The following is an 18,395-nucleotide window of genomic DNA, read 5'->3' as shown; positions in this document are numbered from 1 at the left end:
TAATTTAGCTATAGTATTTGTTACCGGTAACATTGTTGCGGGTAACAAGAAGAGTTGCAATACTCTTAATGCGTCTTAAACAACATCTGTGATCAACATCAATTTTTTTAGGTGATAAATAACAGTTTTTTAATATTTAACGAATATAAAGCCGAAACTCTGCCTTTTTAAAAAGCTGAATCGGTTTAATTAGGGAGTTCCTTCCTCATTGTTTGGTAACGAGGAAGGTGAAAGATAGGATCAGCTTTTTACACCACCATATTCACGGCTAATTTGTTTTGCAGCTTTGATAACCATAGCGCCTAATTCAGTGATACGTGAATCAGTCATTCTAGAAACAGGGCCTGAAAGTGAAATTGCAGCAAAAGGCTGGTGGTGTTCATCATAAATACAAGCACCAATACAGCGTAAGCCTAAAGCATGCTCTTCATCATCGAAAGAAAAACCTTGTTTACGAGCTTGATCCAAATTTTCTTTTAAAGAAGAAGGGAGTGTTCTGGTGTGAGGTGTATAGGCCATTAAGCCTTTTTTCTGGAGTAGCGGTAGCAATTTATTTTCTGGCAACGTCGAAAGAAATGCTTTACCAGCACCTGAAGCATGCATCGGTAATTTACCACCAATAGGAGCCGACATTCTCATTAGTGCATTACATTGCACTTGATCGACAATCACGGCATCAAATTCAATTTGGTCAAGAATAGCCAGATTGACGGTTTCACCTGAATCTTCCATCAACTGACGCAAAATAGGATGCACCATTACTAAAAGATTACGAGTTTGCAGAAAGCTACTGCCAACAATAAAGGCGTGTGTACCAACAACCCACAACCCTAAATCGCCAACTTGACGGACAAAACCATGTTGCTGAAGTGTCGTGAGTAAACGGTGTGTTGTGGAATTAGGCAATCCAGCTTGAAAGGCGAGATCTGTTAGGGCGATCCCCCCCGGAGATTCGGAAATATATTCCAATAATGTCAGTCCACGGCTTAATGACTGAACGGGGCCTCCTTGTGCAGTACTTTGAGTGGCAGTTGTTTTCGTCTTACGCACTTTTTTATTTGTAGGGGAAACTGTCATGCATACACTCCAGAAATGCTATCCATATTAATATCTATTATGAACTATCTCGCATAATAAAACTCCTCCGATCACTACATTTTTCAAAACAAAGTGTGTGATAAGAAATATTTATTAAAAGCATTTATTACTGAGTGAAAATCTCTCATCTTCGTCTTAGAAATCTTTCTAAAAAGATATGGTAGGATAAAAAAACAACGAAAGAAAAATAAAGAAATAAGAATAAAAACATTCTCGATTAAGAGGAAGCAACGTGGCAAACATAAAACAACAACTGGTAGAAGCATTAGAAAAACGTATCTTAGTACTCGATGGTGCAATGGGTACAATGATCCAGCAATATCAACTGACAGAAGCTGATTATCGAGGTGAGCGTTTTGCTAATTGGGGTTGTGATGTTAAAGGAAATAATGACCTTTTAGTGTTAACACAACCCCAGATTATTGCAGATATACATGATGCTTATTTTCAAGCGGGTGCTGATATTGTTGAAACCAATACCTTTAACTCAACTTCCATTGCGATGGCTGATTATCAGATGGAGTCGCTCTGTTTTGAGTTGAATGAAGAAGCTGCAAAATTAGCAAAAATCTGTGCAGATAAATGGAGTGCCTTAACTCCTGATAAACCACGTTATGTTGCTGGTGTTTTAGGACCAACAAATAGAACGGCGTCCATATCTCCTGATGTTAATGATCCTGCATTTCGTAATGTTTCATTTGATAAGCTGGTGGATGCTTATCGAGAAGCGATTCGAGGACTAATTAAAGGCGGTGTCGATTTAATTATGGTCGAAACTATTTTCGACACATTAAATGCGAAAGCTGCTATTTTTGCGATTAAATGTGAATTTGAAGCGCTAAATATTGAATTACCTGTGATGATCTCAGGCACCATTACAGATGCTTCAGGAAGAACTTTAACAGGGCAAACAACAGAAGCGTTCTACCACTCTTTACGTCATGCTGATGCACTCTCATTTGGTTTAAACTGTGCGTTAGGCCCTAAAGAATTACGCCAATATATTCAAACACTTTCGCAAATTTCTGAAGCCTATGTCAGCGCTCACCCTAATGCGGGTTTACCTAACGCATTTGGAGGTTATGACTTAGATGCTCAAGAAATGGCTGAGCAAATTAAAGAGTGGGCGCAAGCTGGTTTTCTCAATATTGTGGGGGGATGTTGTGGAACAACACCTGCACATATTCTTGCAATTTCACAAGCAGTAGAAGGTATCGCACCAAGAGTATTACCGACTCTTAAGAAAGCGTGTCGCCTTTCAGGTTTAGAGCCTTTAGTGATTGATGATAACTCACTGTTTGTAAATGTGGGGGAACGAACTAACGTAACAGGCTCGGCGAAATTTAAGCGTTTGATAAAAGAAGGCAATTACCAAGAAGCATTGGATGTTGCACGTCAGCAAGTTGAGAATGGTGCTCAAATAATCGATATCAACATGGATGAAGGCATGCTAGATGCGGTTGAAGCCATGACACGTTTTCTCAATCTTATTGCTGGTGAGCCTGATATTGCCAAGGTTCCGGTGATGATCGACTCTTCAAAATGGGAAGTAATCGAAGAGGGATTAAAGTGTATCCAAGGCAAAGGAATTGTTAACTCAATTTCAATGAAAGAGGGAGAAACACCTTTTCTTGAACATGCTAAATTAGTGCGTAAATATGGTGCCGCTGTCGTTGTTATGGCGTTTGATGAAGTGGGGCAAGCGGATACTCGAGAGCGTAAAATCGAAATCTGTCGTCGAGCTTATCAGTTATTAACAGAGCAAACCGGTTTTCCACCTGAAGATATTATTTTTGATCCTAATATTTTTGCAGTAGCGACAGGCATTGCTGAACATAATAATTATGCTGTTGATTTTATTGAGGTCTGTGCAGATATTAAATCTCAATTACCTTATGCTTTAATATCTGGCGGGGTGTCTAACGTTTCATTCTCATTCCGGGGTAACGATCCTGTTCGTGAAGCTATTCACTCTGTTTTTCTTTATTACGCCGTAAAAAATGGCATGGATATGGGGATTGTGAATGCAGGGCAACTTGCTATTTACGACTCATTGCCAGATGAACTGCGTAATGCGGTTGAAGACGTTATTTTAAATCGCCATGAAGAAAGCACAGATAATCTATTAGCATTGGCAGAGCGTTATCGTGGAACGAAAAATGATGAACAAAACCATCAACTTGCTGAATGGCGTCAATGGGATGTAGAAAAACGCTTAGAGTACGCCTTAGTTAAAGGGATCACTGAATTTATTGTTGAAGATACGGAAGCTTGTCGTCAACAAGCATCAAGCCCAATTGAAGTTATTGAAGGACCATTGATGAATGGTATGAATACAGTGGGTGATTTGTTTGGCGAAGGGAAAATGTTTTTACCTCAAGTAGTGAAATCAGCAAGGGTGATGAAACAAGCCGTTGCTTATCTTGAACCCTATATTCAAGCGACAAAACAAGCAGGTACTTCCGCAGGTAAAATTTTACTCGCTACTGTAAAAGGGGATGTTCACGATATCGGTAAAAATATTGTCGGAGTTGTTTTGCAGTGTAATAACTATGAGATTATCGATCTGGGGGTAATGGTACCTTGCGATAAGATCCTGCAAACGGCGATTGATGAAAAAGTCGATATTATTGGTCTTTCAGGTCTGATTACTCCGTCACTTGATGAAATGGTGAATGTGGCTAAAGAGATGGAAAGGCGAGGTTTTTCGTTACCATTAATGATTGGTGGTGCAACAACGTCTAAAGCCCATACAGCTGTAAAAATAGAACCAAATTATAGCCATCCTACCATTTACGTACAGAATGCATCACGTACGGTCGGTGTTGTTGCAGCTCTATTATCTGAAACACAAAAAGCGGATTTTGTTGCAAAAACACGGCGCGAATATGAAGTCGTACGCCAGCAATACGCTAGAAAAAAACCACGTACACCACCGGTCGCTTTAGACATTGCGCGATCCAATGCACTTAAAATTGATTGGCAAAATTACACGCCACCCAAACCGAACCAACTTGGTGTGCAAGAAATTACTGTAAGCATTGATGTGCTGCGTGAATATATCGACTGGACGCCTTTCTTTATGACGTGGTCTTTAGCAGGTAAATATCCTCGTATTTTAGAAGATGACGTGGTCGGTGAAGAAGCGAAACGGGTATTCGCTGATGCGAACGCGATGTTGGATAAGCTAAGTCATGAAAACTTACTCACGCCTAAAGGTATTATGGGGATCTTTCCTGCTAATCGTTTGGGTGATGATATTGTTATTTATCAAGATGAAAGCCGACAGCATGAATTATTGCACAGTTGCCATTTGCGCCAGCAAACAGAGAAAAAAGAGTTTCCTAACTACTGTTTAGCCGATTTTATTGCGCCAGTGGAAAGTGGTGTCCCTGATTATTTCGGTGCTTTCGCTGTAACTGGAGGGCTAGAAGAAGACTCGCTCGCCAATGCGTATGATAATGCCCATGATGATTACAATAAAATCATGGTGAAAGCGTTATCGGATCGTCTTGCTGAAGCTTTTGCGGAATATCTTCACCAACAGGTGAGAACAAAAATTTGGGGTTATAGCCCTGATGAAAACCTCTCTAATGACGAGCTTATTCGAGAAAAATATCAAGGAACACGACCTGCACCGGGATATCCTGCCTGCCCTGAACACACAGAAAAAGCCAAAATTTGGCAACTGCTTGATGTTGAAAACCGTATTGGTATGAAGCTAACAGATGCTTATGCGATGTGGCCGGGTGCTTCAGTATCCGGTTGGTATTTTAGTCATCCTGAAAGTAAATATTTTGCAATTGCTCAAATTCAAAAAGATCAGGTTGAAGATTACGCAAAACGTCGAGGGATGAGTGTCAATGAAGTTGAACGTTGGCTAGCGCCTAATTTAGGTTATGGATCTTAATTTGTCTTTATTCTAAGATCTCAACAATATAATAAATCCAGAGGGGGTAGCGATATCCCCTTGTTATTTCCTCTCGCAGTTCCCATTAAAGGTGTATAAGCTATAAGCCTGTATCAGAAAAAAGGACATGACGATGAGTTATACTTTGTATCTTCAGAAAACTCCGCCCGCTGGCACTGAAATACCTTTCCCTTCTTTAGTGAAAGGGGGCTATCCATTAAATGAAGTGTTAATTAATGCTTTTTTAAATCTGATGCAATTAACAGGAAGTTTAGATACAGAGGCAATTTTAGACGAAAAAGTATTTGATAATATTTGGCTAAAAGCAGAAATGACGCCTGCACGAATCGAAGAAGTGGGGGATTATCTTTATCATAAAATTCCTACTACTCCTGAGCCTGTTGAAGAAGAAATTGTGTTATTTAAGCAGGCGATGAAAGAAGAAGAAGCGTTATTAGCCAAAGAGAGTGAGAAAGAAGGCAATATTCCTATTTGTAAATTTGCCACTAATGATGGTTGGATTGTGACACCCAAAGAGTGCGAAATAATTGCAGCTACACTTACCGCTAAATTGCTGGAAGATAACCGAGTTTTCGTTGAAAAAATTGCAAAGATGTCACATCTTGCTCATCGTTCTTTAGAGATTGCTTTAATTGATTTTGGTAAGTTTAATCAATTTGCTAAGAAATATGGTGGTTATCGAGTTTATTAATTTATTAGAAGCTAGGCTTCTAGAAAAAGAAGCCTAGATTAAATATTAAAATCTAAGATAAGTAGTATTTATTTTTTCTATGCTTTCTTTATGATTTGTTATTAATTCTAATATTTTATTATGATCTTTTAATTGGTCACTATTTTCTAATATAGATATATAATTTGAAGTGATTGTACATAGTTCATCAATGGCTTTATTTAAATTTTCATTATACTTCTTGGCTTTACTTGTTTCTTCTTCAATTTTCATTCCTATGTTTTTTTGTGATGTATTGTATTTAATTAAGCTTGAGAGAATTTTATTTTGGTCATCGTATTCATTTATTTTCTTTTCGAGTTCAGGTGTTTCATCTAGTTTGTCTTTAAGATTTTGAAAATAACTATCTAGAACTTTTATTGTATTTTTTATTGTGGTGTGATTTTCTATGATTTTATCAGATAGTTTCATAAATTCCTTTGTAAGCTGAATTTCTTTATTTGTAGTATTTATGCCTATTTTTTTTAATATATCTGAATAAAGGCTAATAGCTGAATGGTCTTTTTTCTTTTCTCTATGATGTATATCAATCATAGAGAAAAGGCTATCCTTATCGACTAATTCTAGATTGTATATGGCATCTATATTTTCAGAAATAGGACGCTTATCTTCTATATATTTTAAAAGAGAGAGCGTGGTATCGAGAGGAATACTCAGCGTAACTGAATTATTGTGCAAAGAATTAATTTCTTTTTTTATATCTGTAAGAATACGAGCATGAGGCTTATTAGTGCTAATTTTATTACTTATAATTTCACTTATACTCATGCTGCTATTACTGACTTTATGCATTTTTTAATACTCCATTAATAGAATTAGGCTTTGATTCTAATTATTATTAAATGAAGTTCTTTAAAGCTTGCACCTTTTCAGCAATAAAGGTTGAATTTTGAGAGAGATAAAAATTTTATCTCTCTTTTCAATGTGAATTTGTTAAAACAAAGTATCATGCAATTTACGCACAATATTATCCGCATCTTTGCCATCAACTAATAAACATAAATTATGAGTACTTGCACCGTGGCTAATCATACGAATATTGTAATTTTCTAATGTGCCAAAAATTTTAATACCTAAACCATTTACCTGTGAAAGAGAGTTACCAATCACGGCAACTAACGCCAGATCTTCTTCTACTTCAACACGGCATAATGCAGAAAGCTCAGTTAATAAGGCATTTGTTAATAAACTGCCTGATGAATTTGTTGTACCTGTTGTATCTAGGGTTAAAGCAATACTGACTTCAGATGTTGTTATCACATCAACCGAAATATGATGGCGCGATAAAATGGTGAAAATTTCAGCCAAGAAACCACGCGCATGAAGCATTTTCAGGCTATGTAACGTGAGCAATGTTTGCTTTCTACGCAGTGCAATAGCACGGAATACAGGTGGATTTTCTGTTTGTGCACAAACTAACGTACCACCTTCTTCGGGAGCTTTGCTTGAGCCAACAAATACCGGAATGCCACTACGAACAGCAGGCAATAATGTAGCGGGGTGTAATATTTTAGCGCCAAAGGTTGCCATCTCTGCCGCTTCATCAAAGGCGATTTGATCAATACGATGCGCCTCTGGCACTATTCTTGGATCAGTGCTGTAAATGCCTGGTACATCCGTCCAGATATCTACACGAGACATTCCTAGTGCTTCACCAATCAATGCAGCCGTATAGTCGCTACCACCACGACCTAGAGTTGTGGTTCTACCTTTTGGCTCTTGACCAATAAAGCCTTGTGTGACAATAACTGTTTCATCTAGACGAGGCTGAAGAAGGCTTTGTGTGAGCTCGGTTAATTGCACCATATCAGGCTCAGCGTGACAAAATAGATCGTTCGTTTTCATCACTTTTCTGACATCAAACCAATCCGCTTGTATGCCTTTTTCACGCAGTAACTCAACGAAAAGTAAGGTTGACATTAATTCACCATGACTTACAAGTTCGTCTGTTAATGCATCAGAAGTAGCTAACGCGGCCGCTTCAGAGAGCATTTCAATATTTTCAAGCAAGCGGTTTATTTCTTGGGAAATAATTTCTGGCTGAGAGAGTTGATTGATAATCGCGTACTCAATATCGCGAACTTGTGAAAGTAAAGCTTCTCGTTGTGAAGGCTCAGTGCCTGCCGCAAGTTCAATCAGCAGATTAGTGATCCCAGCAGATGCAGAAAGAACGACGACACGAACTGACTTTTGTTTCAGGATAATATCTGCACATTTTTCCATTGCTGAATAGTTGGCAACACTCGTGCCACCAAATTTAGCGATAGTGTATGGTGATGATGAAGATGAAGGCGTAGCAGTATTATCAGTCATTGTCGTATTCCTTTAGGCAAAAATGAGATGTTGGACACAATTAGGAATATCGGTTATTAAGTAGAGAGTCAATGCAGAGTGAAGAATAATCAATTTAATTAATAATCAGCTCCACATTATCGGTTTTACCTATGTAAGTAATTAGTACTAGATTTGTTGATTGGTTTTGACCAATATCATCAAATGAGAAAGAATTGACTGTAACTATTAAATGTCAGGCTACAATCTGAGAATATTGGATTGTAATCTTAAGAGAGTATTGTGAATGAAAAATGTAAACCCAACTCAAACCCTAGCTTGGAAGGCATTAGAAAACCATTTTTCGGTTATCAAAGATACCGATATGAAAACGCTTTTTGCTCAGGAACCATCACGCTTTGAGCAATTTTCAAAAGTGTTTTCAGACCAAATTCTAGTGGATTTTTCAAAAAACCGTATTACGAAAGAAACATTAGATAAATTGCAGGCTTTGGCGAAGGAATGTGACGTAGAAGGTGCGATAAATAGCATGTTTACGGGTGAAAAAATCAACCGTACTGAAGATCGTGCTGTATTGCATACTGCATTACGTAATCGTAGCAATACTCCTGTCATCGTTGATGGCAAAGATGTTATGCCAGAAGTTAACGCAGTACTGAATAAAATGAAAAAATTCAGTGAACGTATTATTAGTGGTGAATGGAAAGGTTATACAGGCAAAGCAATTACTGATGTTGTAAATATTGGTATCGGTGGGTCCGATCTCGGCCCTTATATGGTAACAGAAGCATTACGCCCATATAAAAACCACCTTACTATGCATTTTGTTTCGAATGTCGATGGTACTCATATTGCCGAAACACTAAAAAAATGTGATCCCGAAACTACATTATTCTTAATTGCGTCAAAAACATTCACGACACAAGAGACCATGACAAATGCGCATTCAGCAAGAGATTGGTTCTTAGCATCAGCGAAAGAGAGTGTTTTTGTCGCTAAACATTTCGTCGCGTTATCCACGAATAGCACTGAAGTTGAAAAATTTGGTATTGATACTGCCAATATGTTTGAGTTCTGGGACTGGGTTGGTGGTCGTTATTCATTATGGTCAGCAATTGGTTTATCTATCGCGTTATCTGTTGGTTATGACAACTTTGAGCAATTATTGGAAGGTGCTCATGCTATGGATAACCACTTTAGAACCACTGATGCTGAAAATAACATCCCAACAATCCTTGCACTGATTGGCATTTGGTATAACAATTTTTTTGGCACAGAAACTGAAGCGATTCTGCCATACGATCAGTACATGCATCGTTTTGCTGCTTACTTCCAACAAGGTAATATGGAATCAAATGGTAAGTATATTGATCGCGATGGAAATCAAGTCAATTACCAAACGGGACCTATTATTTGGGGTGAACCAGGTACAAATGGCCAACATGCGTTTTATCAACTGATCCATCAAGGTACAAAAATTATCCCTTGTGATTTTATTGCACCTGCAATTAGTCATAATCCATTATCAGATCACCATGCAAAATTGATGTCTAATTTCTTTGCTCAAACAGAAGCGCTCGCTTTTGGTAAAACTCGTGAGCAAGTTGATGCTGAATTTGCGGCAGCAGGAAAAGATCCTAAAACCATGGGATATGTTGCACCTTTCAAAGTGTTCGAAGGTAATCGCCCAACTAACTCTATTCTGTTAAAAGAAATTACGCCTTATTCATTAGGTGCATTGATTGCAATGTATGAACATAAGATCTTTGTACAAGGTGTTATTTTCAATATCTTCACGTTTGACCAATGGGGTGTTGAATTAGGTAAACAGCTGGCTAACCGCATTCTTCCTGAATTAAAAGGTAAGGAAAGTGTTAACAGCCATGATAGCTCAACAAATAACCTGATTAATCGTTACAAAGCATGGCGTTAATCGAATAAATTGAATATAAGTAGTCGGTTAGATACAAAGGAGGTTTTTATGGCCTCCTTTATTTTTTGAATATTTCGTGCTCAATCTGATTTTCTTTTAACGCTTTTTTAGATTATTTATGCGAAATGTTATCAGCTTTTAACTTCCCTTAGTCACATCATGATATCCTTATGTATCATGACTCACACAAGCTAGGATCATCAACGCGTGATGATGAAATAATGTTCAAAAAATCAATAATTACCCCTGCTCCTATCCATTGGTTGCCCAGTGAGGAACATGAAAACATTAAAGAAAGTACATTAAGTTGGTTAATGGAATTAGGCTCAATGACACGACGCTTTGAACAGCATTGTCAAAAAGTTACAGTGATGCCTTATCAAGAAGGATTTGTTGAGGTTATTGAGCCTGCTGATGAAAAAGCATGTTTACCTGAAAGTCAGCGTTATTGGTTAAGAGAAGTGGTATTGTGTGGTGATAATGTTCCTTGGTTATTAGGGAGAACATTAGTACCAGAAGAGACACTGACAGGTGAAGATAGAAAACTGGTCAATTTAAGAACCGTTCCTCTTGGACGTTATCTGTTTCAGGAAACAACCTTAGGCCGTGATTTTATTCATATCGGGCAACAAAATGGGTATTGGCTACGCCGTTCTCGTTTCCAGCTTTCAGATAAACCTTTATTATTAACCGAGGTGTTTCTACCTGCATCACCAGTGTATGAGAAGTAATTAGGGGGAGCTAAAATTGGAGGGAAGTATGACGCACAATAAATGGCAGGCATATAGCCGTTTAATGCGTATAGATAAACCTATCGGAGCGCTATTATTACTTTGGCCAACTTATTGGGCTTTATGGATTGCGGCTAAAGGTTTTCCTGATTGGCATATTCTGATTGTCTTTACTATTGGCGTGTTCTCTATGCGTGCCGCTGGGTGTGTAATAAACGACTTTGCTGACAGAAAAATTGACGGCAGCGTTGAACGAACTAAAAATCGACCATTACCTAGTGGGGCTGTGACAGAAAAAGAGAGTAAAATTTTATTTATTGTATTGGTTATCTTGTCATTTGGATTAGTACTCACACTCAATACGATGACAATTTGGCTCTCTGTGGCAGGACTTGCACTAGCATGGTTCTACCCCTTTGTTAAACGCTTTAGTAGTCTACCTCAGCTTATTTTAGGTATGGCCTTTGGGTGGTCGATTCCAATGGGTTTTGCTGCTGTTTCTGAAAGCTTACCATTAGTATGTTGGCTATTATTTCTTGTTAATATTGTCTGGTCGGTGATTTACGATACCCAATATGCGATGGTTGACCGCAATGATGATATAAAGATTGGCGTAAAATCTACTGCTATTTTATTTGGTCGTTATGACAAAATTATTATCGGTATTTTACAACTGATGATGTTGGCGCTACTCGTGGGTATTGGTGTTCTGCTGAACATGAAAGGTATCTATTATTGGTCGATATTACTCATTACCGCGCTCTTTATCTATCAACAAAAACTGATTGCAGAGCGTGAAAGAGCACCTTGTTTTCAAGCTTTTATGAATAATAATTATGTTGGTTTCGTTTTATTTGCGGGTATTTTATTTAGTTATTTTTAAGATAAATAAGCGCTGAAGTATTCTCTATCACTGAGTAGAAACAAAAAGGGATAAGCAATGCGCTTATCCCTTTTCTATTGCGGTCATGGCGTTATTTACTGATTATTTATCAGCTTTAGGCTCATTCTTTTCATTCATTATCTGTGCTGAATTGTTATCTTCAGTGACACCGACACTCTCAATGGTTAAGCGAATTTCTGGCGACATTAATTTTGCAATCACTTGGTAAAGGGCAGATGCATCTGCTTTTAGGATATCTTCGTTATCGTTGAGATAGCCTTCTTCACGCAGTGTTGAAACTAAGGTAGAGAATACTGCTTTATCAAAAAACTCAGGTGCGTTGATGCCATGTAATACAGAAAGACGTTGTGCCAAAATACGGCTCTCTTTTTCCAATAATGCACGACTAATTTCAGGAGCAAAATTGAGTAAAGACAGCGTAATGCCATAACGTTGTAATGTTTCTCTGACACTAGCCGCTAAAAGCTGTAATGGACGAATACGAGCAGGATTAATGCGTAGTAAGCCATCACTATCACAACAAATTAGACGCTGACGACAAAGTTCTGCGATCAAGGTATTAATGACTTCAGGCAGCTCTTCTTTCTCATAGCGAATAAATAACTCTGCTTTAATTAGAGGGAAGATTAATTCAACCTGTTTCATTAAATCATCACGATGGATTTTTTCATGATGCAAGATGATGCTAGCAATTAACGATGGAGTAACCATTAAATGGATCGTGTTATTACGGTAATAAGTCATTAATACCGCGCTTTCACGAGGAAGCACCACAATATCACCTAAACTATCTTTTTCGACTAAGAATTTATCTGATTGCAGAGCATGTTCTAATAATGCCTCAGCATTTTTATCAGACACAATCATGTCAGTCGAATAAGGCACATTACGTAATAATTGCAGATAACAATCGACTTGTTCTAACAGCTGTTCTCTAGTGAGTGCTCGCTGACGTGATGCTAACAGTGCCGTTGAGACCAAGTTAATTGCATTAATTGAGGCTGCATTATTGATATGAACCATAATATTGTCAGCTAATGCGCTTACAGCTGGATTTAACCAACTTGGGCGTTGTGGCTCAATGGGATCAATATCATCACGCCACTGTGGAACCGCTTGATTTAAGTACTGTGCAACAGAGATAGGTTCACCAAAGTTAACATAGCCTTGGCCAAGGTTACGTAATTTACGTAAACCCCTCACCATCTGCATAAAACCTTCTTTCTCTTTTGTTGCGCCACGTAATTCTTTGGCATAGGTTGCCACTTCCATAACGTGTTCATACCCAATATAAATAGGAACAACAGAGATAGGGCGTGTTTCACCACGTAACATTGCTTGTACTGTCATTGAAAGTGTTCCTGTTTTAGGATCTAACAATCGACCTGTACGTGAGCGTCCACCTTCAACGAAATATTCAATAGAGTAGCCTCGTGTAAATAGCTCACCTAAATATTCACGGAAAATGGTGGAGTACAGCTTGTTACCTTTAAAGGTTCTTCGGATAAAGAAAGCCCCTAAACGGCGGAAAATTGGACCTGCTGGCCAGAAATTAAGGTTAATACCCGCTGCTATATGTGGAGGAACTAAGCCTTGATGATAAAGCACATAAGAAAGCAGTAGGTAGTCCATGTGGCTGCGGTGGCAAGGTACATAAACAATCTCATGTCCATCTTGTGCGAGTTTACGTACTCGTTCGGCATTATAGACGTTGATACCTTGATAGAGCTTATTCCATGTCCAACTTAATACGCGATCACTAATACGCACCGCTTCATATGAGAAATTAGCTGCAATTTCTTCCATGATATCAGTAGCATTTTTGCGCGCTTTATCCAGTGATATTTTTTTTGCTTTTGATTCATCTTCAATTGCTTTTTCAATGGCTTTCGATGAAAGCAATTTATTGAAGAGGTCTTGACGTGCTGGTAATTTTGGGCCAACAGCGGCTAAACGCTGGCGAGAAAAATGAATACGCGCAACGCGTGCGAGTTTTCGGGCTATACTGGTGTCAGTACCGTGTTCGTTCGCCATTTCACGCATTGATACAGTGGGTGAAAAACGAACAAAGCTATCACGACCTAACCAGAGGATAGCGATAAATTTTTGGATACCATTAAGCACACGTAAATGTGGTACGCCATTATGACCTTCACGGCCAGGAGAGCGACCAAACATCACGGAAACCGGTAACATCTCGATATCAAGGTGTGGATTATTACGATGAGCATCAAGATAAGCGTGGAATGTTTTCACGGAATCTTTACGAGGATCGGGCGAGTAGTAACGGAATACTCTTGGGCCGTCATCAATAAAGACATACGCAGGGAGCTTCGTACCGCCTATCTCAATAGGTTGCAGTGGATCAGGCAATCCTAAAGTTAAACATTGCTGTCTTAATGTCAGTAAGTCTGCCTTTGAATGATAAGGCAGCACATAAAGGAAAGATCGCGACGTATCCAACCCTAACTCAGTGATAGGATCAGTCGGAACTCGTTTACTTTTTACCAGTAATTTTAGTGGTAAATTCAATGTGTTATAATATAGTTTACGCCAAGCTGACATAAATAGTTGTAGCCTCTTATTAGCAATACTTCGAAAGCATAACAGAAAGTCTTTCGTAGATCTGTGGTGCTGTGACAATATTAATAGAGAAAAGTGGCAAAATAATCGTTTGTTTTCGATAGAGTTTATTATGGCTAATCAAAATAAAGGTCTTACCCGAATCATCAAAGCTGGTGGCTATTCATACAAGGGCATTCGTGCCGCTTGGATTAATGAAGCTGCTTTTAGACAAGAAGCAATTGTGACCTTGGTTGCAATTATCCTTTCATTTTTCATCGATGTCAGTGGTCTAGAGCGCATTTTACTCATTGGTTCCGTTGTATTGGTTGTGATCTTGGAACTGGTAAATAGTGCAATAGAAGCGGTTGTCGATCGAATTGGATCTGAATACCACGAATTATCAGGACGTGCAAAAGATATGGGTTCTGCTGCCGTTCTCATTGCTATTATATTGGGATTATTTACTTGGGTAACCATTCTTTGGGGACATTTCTTCGCATAAAGTTAAAAAATTCGATTTTTGTCGAAAAATAATCCAAAGATGCGTGTTTTATATTCATTTAAGGTTTCAAATCGTCATATACCTGTATATACTCACAGTCTGACTGTATAAACAAACAGGGGGCGGAATGAAAGCATTAACTGCAAGGCAGCAGCAGGTTTACGATTTGGTTCGTGATCACATTTCGCAAACGGGTATGCCACCAACACGGGCTGAAATAGCTTCCCAACTTGGGTTTCGCTCACCAAATGCGGCAGAAGAGCACTTAAAAGCTCTTGCTCGTAAAGGCGTGATAGAAATTATCTCTGGTGCATCTAGAGGTATCCGTTTGCTGATGGAAGAAGAGCCAGAAGGACTGCCATTAATTGGGCGAGTTGCTGCTGGTGAACCACTTTTAGCACAAGAGCATATTGAAAGCCATTATCAAGTTGACCCAATGCTATTTAAACCAAGTGCAGATTTTTTATTGCGCGTTAATGGTATGTCGATGAAAGACATCGGTATTATGGATGGCGACTTACTTGCTGTGCATAAAACACAAGATGTTCATAACGGGCAAGTGATTGTGGCACGTATTGAAGATGAAGTGACAGTAAAACGCTTTAAGAAAAGCGGTAATAAAATTGAACTTCATGCAGAAAATCCAGAGTTTTCACCTATTATTGTCGATTTACGCGAGCAAAGCTTTACTGTTGAAGGTTTAGCAGTAGGGGTTATTCGTAACGGTGAATGGCTGTAATTTGTACCAAAGTAAGTCAATACAACTTATTTTATAAAGATGCAGATGATGTGTAAAAACACAAAATCGTCTGCATTTTTTATTTCTGATTTGTATAAAAAAACACCACTGCACTACAAATGTAATTACAATATGATGTGTTTTAATTGCGGAGGTGCTTATGACAACGATACAAGTTAGAGTAGACGATGAGCTCAAAAAAGAAGCTTATCAAGTATTTGAAAAAATGAACCTGTCTCCTTCAGATGCCATAAGATTATTTCTACGTTATGTTTCTGAAAATGAAAAATTACCTTTCTCAGAAGTTTCTGTCATAGAGTCGTCAGCTCGCTTAAAAGGTGATCTCACGGGTTGCTATAAGATTAAATTACGAGCATCTGGTTTTCGATTGGTTTAGCAAGTTATTGATTCTTAAGTTGTGATTTTAGTTATTGCTGTTGGTAAGCGAGAAGAGAGTAAAGCTTATTCATTAGCCGAAGTGAGAATTAAAAAGTAGAACACGTATTAGCCAGCATTTAGCTGGCTTTTTGTATTTTATAAGCTCAACGAGGCTTATAGTCACCGGTTTTTTTCTGCTTAAGATTATCATCCATACTGTGATCATGATGACAGCCTTCAGGATGCGTACACTCTTGTGCTTCGTGGCACAGTGAACACAATCCATGAATTTCGATGACGCTATGTCGTAAATGAAACCCACTCTCTTTTGCTAGTAATGAAATCGCATTTTCGATTTTATGACTATTTTTTTCTGTGACAGATAAGCAACGGTCACAAATTAGCATGACTGACGTATGTTCAACATCATCAAAATGATGACAAAGTACATAACTGTTGGTGGATTCTATTTTATGGATAAATCCTTGCTCAAGTAAAAATTCTAACCCGCGATAGACTGTTGGTGGTTTGGCTTGTGGCTCAACTTGGCGTAATAAATCCAATAAATCATATGCGCTGATAGCAGAAGGTTGCTGCATTATCAGACGTAATACTGCCAGACGTTGTGAAGTCAGGCGAACACCTCGTTTCTGGCAGATCTTTTCTGCCTGAGCGAGCAATTTCTCTTCATTCATGGGGATAAGATGCTCTCAGACGTTGTTAATAACACAGATCCTATCATATTTTTCAAGAGTAAACCTTTGTGTAAAGTGGGGTTTTATGAAAATAACTGTGGTATTACGCTCTTTTTTAAAGAGAGCTGTTGTTAGATAAAAGAACATGTTTTCTTTCAATAATATAAAGAAAGTGTCTTTGAAGAGAGATAAACACATAACAATTTACTGCGTAAAGCGAATTTATTCTATGTAAACAAGTTGGCTTACATGGGGATATAGCTTTTTGATCATTAGCAACAAAAAAACCCAGCCTAAGCTGGGTTAATTTTTTAGATGGTTTTAAATAATTTGTTCTGAACCTTAGAATGGTTAGGTTTACCTGATATAGCATGAACAATATCATGAAAACAATAAATGCTTATATAGTAGAGAAAATTATCACAATCTTTTCGACCAAAACTACAAATTGTAATGTTATATGTAAAATTTTTTATAATATACTCTGTGAAACATTACATTGTTGTCAGCGACTACTAAGTTAACCATCTTAGCTGTCAACCGGCTAGGCCATAATTTCCGTCGTAAGGTATCTGAGTTTTCAGTACGCCATAGCATAGATGAATTAATTTTCTCATCGCGGCACCAAGTGCTGACATTTTCGATTTACCTCGTGCTAGTAGCCGGTCATACAATGCTTTTACATGAGGATTAAATTGCTTAGCTGTTATTGATGCAAAAAAGAGTTTTGCTCTGACATCTGAAGGACCTGCTTTCGATAAATGGGTGTGAACATTCATTGATGAGCCTGAACGCTTTTCAATCGGAAACCACACCCAAATAGGCAGCAACCTGCTCAGCATTCTGGAAATTATGGCTGCGTAGGATTATCAACATAATGCTGCCCATTGAGGGCCAATTGACTTTATTGATGTCAGCAGTGCCATGTCTTTTTTTAATCCAGGATTATTATCAATGTGTCTGGCTATCTCCACTTCTATTCCTTTTTTCTCTTTCTCCTGGGTCTTCAGTACATTCATGCATGGAATGCATTACAACTTTTGGTGTTTTTGTAGCCTCTGCTTTTTCTAAACGATTTCTCTCTGATAGAACATCAGATAGCAGCGCCTTCCGGCGACACAAAAGAGACTTGAGTTCACGGACTTCTGGTGGAGGTGGTTCCCACGCGGTGGGTTGTTTTAGGGTTGAAAAACAGGTAAGTGCATAAGCATCAACCGTATCATTTTTAGTCAGTACCCCCATTCCTCTTGCAAACTCACGGATACGGTAAGGGTTGACGATAGAGAGATAAATGCCAGCATCAACAAGCTGATCGCAAAGGAGGTCATGATAAGTTCCTGTCGCTTCCAATACGATACGTACTTTTTTAGGCTGACATTTTTGCTTACCCAGCCAACTGATTAATTGTGGCACAGCGTGGGTATCATTGCTGAGGACTTTAGTTTTACGTTTACCTGAAATTCCATCTAATAACAGACAGATATCTAATTTCTTTTTACTAACATCAATTCCAATATGAAACATGAGTGTTCTCCTTTCACAAAGACCATCACGCTTATTACTCTTGTACATGCAGAGCCATTGCTCTCGGTAACCGTCCAATTTAAATGCTGGCGTGAAAGGTGAAATAGGGGGCTTTTACTTAGGACCAAGGTTTATCCATAAAGAGGAAAGACAAGCTCACTCTGTTTCGTATGGTAGTAGCTAACTACCATACAAATTAAAGATGCAAGAGGATAGGTTAGTCTGATGGACTGTGAAGTGCCTGTTAACTCCGAGACTAGTCATTCGAAGATTGCGTTGAAACCTCTTGGAAACCGCACGTTGAATACTTTTTCACTTATTGAAATCATCTAAATAACGCCCCCCGCGAAATAAAGAAAACCGCGCTAGCGAC

General features: G+C 38.4%; 13 protein-coding genes and 1 pseudogene. 8 read left to right on the top strand and 6 right to left on the bottom strand.

Going from position 1 to position 18,395, the window contains the following annotated elements:
* Positions 1–240: 240 nt before the first annotated feature.
* A complete protein-coding gene (gene iclR / locus DK866_RS07870) occupies positions 241–1,077 on the bottom strand; it encodes a glyoxylate bypass operon transcriptional repressor IclR (RefSeq protein WP_109408457.1) in 837 nt (278 codons plus the stop codon).
* A 253-nt stretch (positions 1,078–1,330) separates the two neighbouring features.
* On the opposite strand from iclR, the gene metH reads away from it, so the two are divergent.
* Entirely contained in the window at positions 1,331–5,008 is a 3,678-nt protein-coding gene (metH, locus tag DK866_RS07865; protein WP_109408456.1) for a methionine synthase, read from the top strand.
* 133 nt (positions 5,009–5,141) lie between these two features.
* On the top strand, positions 5,142–5,720 hold the full coding sequence (locus tag DK866_RS07860; RefSeq protein ID WP_244179669.1) for a hypothetical protein: 579 nt from the start codon (positions 5,142–5,144) through the stop codon (positions 5,718–5,720).
* A gap of 45 nt (positions 5,721–5,765) precedes the next feature.
* On the opposite strand, the gene DK866_RS07855 is transcribed toward DK866_RS07860, so the two are convergent.
* Together DK866_RS07855 and lysC are read right to left on the bottom strand one after the other, a co-directional pair.
* The gene (locus tag DK866_RS07855) at positions 5,766–6,551 is read right to left on the bottom strand and encodes a hypothetical protein (RefSeq protein WP_109408454.1); all 786 of its coding nucleotides are present in this window, start codon (positions 6,549–6,551) and stop codon (positions 5,766–5,768) included.
* A gap of 141 nt (positions 6,552–6,692) precedes the next feature.
* Complete coding sequence (gene lysC, locus DK866_RS07850; RefSeq protein ID WP_109408453.1) at positions 6,693–8,072, bottom strand: lysine-sensitive aspartokinase 3; 1,380 nt, start codon at positions 8,070–8,072, stop codon at positions 6,693–6,695.
* Positions 8,073–8,337: 265 nt separating this feature from the next.
* Here lysC and pgi point away from each other — a divergent pair, with 265 nt between their 5' ends.
* From pgi to ubiA, 3 genes are all read left to right on the top strand, one after another.
* Positions 8,338–9,984: a glucose-6-phosphate isomerase gene (pgi, locus tag DK866_RS07845; protein ID WP_109408452.1), complete on the top strand. Its 1,647-nt coding sequence runs from the start codon at positions 8,338–8,340 to the stop codon at positions 9,982–9,984.
* A 221-nt stretch (positions 9,985–10,205) separates the two neighbouring features.
* Positions 10,206–10,715, top strand: coding sequence for a chorismate lyase (gene ubiC, locus DK866_RS07840; protein WP_109408467.1), 510 nt, complete (start codon positions 10,206–10,208; stop codon positions 10,713–10,715).
* Positions 10,716–10,743: 28 nt separating this feature from the next.
* Positions 10,744–11,598, top strand: coding sequence for a 4-hydroxybenzoate octaprenyltransferase (gene ubiA, locus DK866_RS07835; RefSeq protein WP_109408451.1), 855 nt, complete (start codon positions 10,744–10,746; stop codon positions 11,596–11,598).
* A 102-nt stretch (positions 11,599–11,700) separates the two neighbouring features.
* Here the strand turns inward: ubiA and plsB are convergent, their stop codons facing one another.
* The gene (gene plsB / locus DK866_RS07830) at positions 11,701–14,184 is read right to left on the bottom strand and encodes a glycerol-3-phosphate 1-O-acyltransferase PlsB (RefSeq protein ID WP_109408450.1); all 2,484 of its coding nucleotides are present in this window, start codon (positions 14,182–14,184) and stop codon (positions 11,701–11,703) included.
* 130 nt (positions 14,185–14,314) lie between these two features.
* On the opposite strand from plsB, the gene DK866_RS07825 reads away from it, so the two are divergent.
* From DK866_RS07825 to DK866_RS07815, 3 genes are all read left to right on the top strand, one after another.
* Positions 14,315–14,686 (top strand): diacylglycerol kinase, encoded by a 372-nt coding sequence (locus DK866_RS07825; RefSeq protein WP_006536373.1) that lies wholly within the window; start codon positions 14,315–14,317, stop codon positions 14,684–14,686.
* A 127-nt stretch (positions 14,687–14,813) separates the two neighbouring features.
* Positions 14,814–15,425, top strand: a complete 612-nt coding sequence (lexA, locus tag DK866_RS07820; RefSeq protein ID WP_072070935.1) for a transcriptional repressor LexA — start codon at positions 14,814–14,816, stop codon at positions 15,423–15,425.
* 160 nt (positions 15,426–15,585) lie between these two features.
* The gene (locus tag DK866_RS07815; protein ID WP_109408449.1) at positions 15,586–15,822 is read left to right on the top strand and encodes a type II toxin-antitoxin system RelB/DinJ family antitoxin; all 237 of its coding nucleotides are present in this window, start codon (positions 15,586–15,588) and stop codon (positions 15,820–15,822) included.
* A 145-nt stretch (positions 15,823–15,967) separates the two neighbouring features.
* On the opposite strand, the gene zur is transcribed toward DK866_RS07815, so the two are convergent.
* Positions 15,968–16,498 (bottom strand): zinc uptake transcriptional repressor Zur, encoded by a 531-nt coding sequence (zur, locus tag DK866_RS07810; RefSeq protein ID WP_109408448.1) that lies wholly within the window; start codon positions 16,496–16,498, stop codon positions 15,968–15,970.
* A gap of 536 nt (positions 16,499–17,034) precedes the next feature.
* Positions 17,035–18,022 (bottom strand): annotated as a pseudogene (locus DK866_RS07805) (IS110 family transposase).
* Between the last annotated feature and the right edge of the window lie 373 nt (positions 18,023–18,395).

The sequence above is a fragment of the Proteus genomosp. 4 str. ATCC 51469 genome, from assembly GCF_003144375.1.
Classification (GTDB): Bacteria; Pseudomonadota; Gammaproteobacteria; order Enterobacterales; family Enterobacteriaceae; genus Proteus.
This window is presented reverse-complemented; position numbering and strand designations above follow the sequence as displayed.

Excerpts from the sequence above, each read along its gene's own strand:
- iclR (WP_109408457.1), bottom strand. The coding sequence starts at position 1,077 with ATGACAGTTTCCCCTACAAATAAAAAAGTGCGTAAGACGAAAACAACT.
- DK866_RS07860 (WP_244179669.1), top strand. The coding sequence starts at position 5,142 with ATGAGTTATACTTTGTATCTTCAGAAAACTCCGCCCGCTGGCACTGAA.
- DK866_RS07855 (WP_109408454.1), bottom strand. The coding sequence starts at position 6,551 with ATGCATAAAGTCAGTAATAGCAGCATGAGTATAAGTGAAATTATAAGT.
- lysC (WP_109408453.1), bottom strand. The coding sequence starts at position 8,072 with ATGACTGATAATACTGCTACGCCTTCATCTTCATCATCACCATACACT.
- pgi (WP_109408452.1), top strand. The coding sequence starts at position 8,338 with ATGAAAAATGTAAACCCAACTCAAACCCTAGCTTGGAAGGCATTAGAA.
- ubiC (WP_109408467.1), top strand. The coding sequence starts at position 10,206 with ATGTTCAAAAAATCAATAATTACCCCTGCTCCTATCCATTGGTTGCCC.
- ubiA (WP_109408451.1), top strand. The coding sequence starts at position 10,744 with ATGACGCACAATAAATGGCAGGCATATAGCCGTTTAATGCGTATAGAT.
- plsB (WP_109408450.1), bottom strand. The coding sequence starts at position 14,184 with ATGTCAGCTTGGCGTAAACTATATTATAACACATTGAATTTACCACTA.
- DK866_RS07825 (WP_006536373.1), top strand. The coding sequence starts at position 14,315 with ATGGCTAATCAAAATAAAGGTCTTACCCGAATCATCAAAGCTGGTGGC.
- lexA (WP_072070935.1), top strand. The coding sequence starts at position 14,814 with ATGAAAGCATTAACTGCAAGGCAGCAGCAGGTTTACGATTTGGTTCGT.
- DK866_RS07815 (WP_109408449.1), top strand. The coding sequence starts at position 15,586 with ATGACAACGATACAAGTTAGAGTAGACGATGAGCTCAAAAAAGAAGCT.
- zur (WP_109408448.1), bottom strand. The coding sequence starts at position 16,498 with ATGAATGAAGAGAAATTGCTCGCTCAGGCAGAAAAGATCTGCCAGAAA.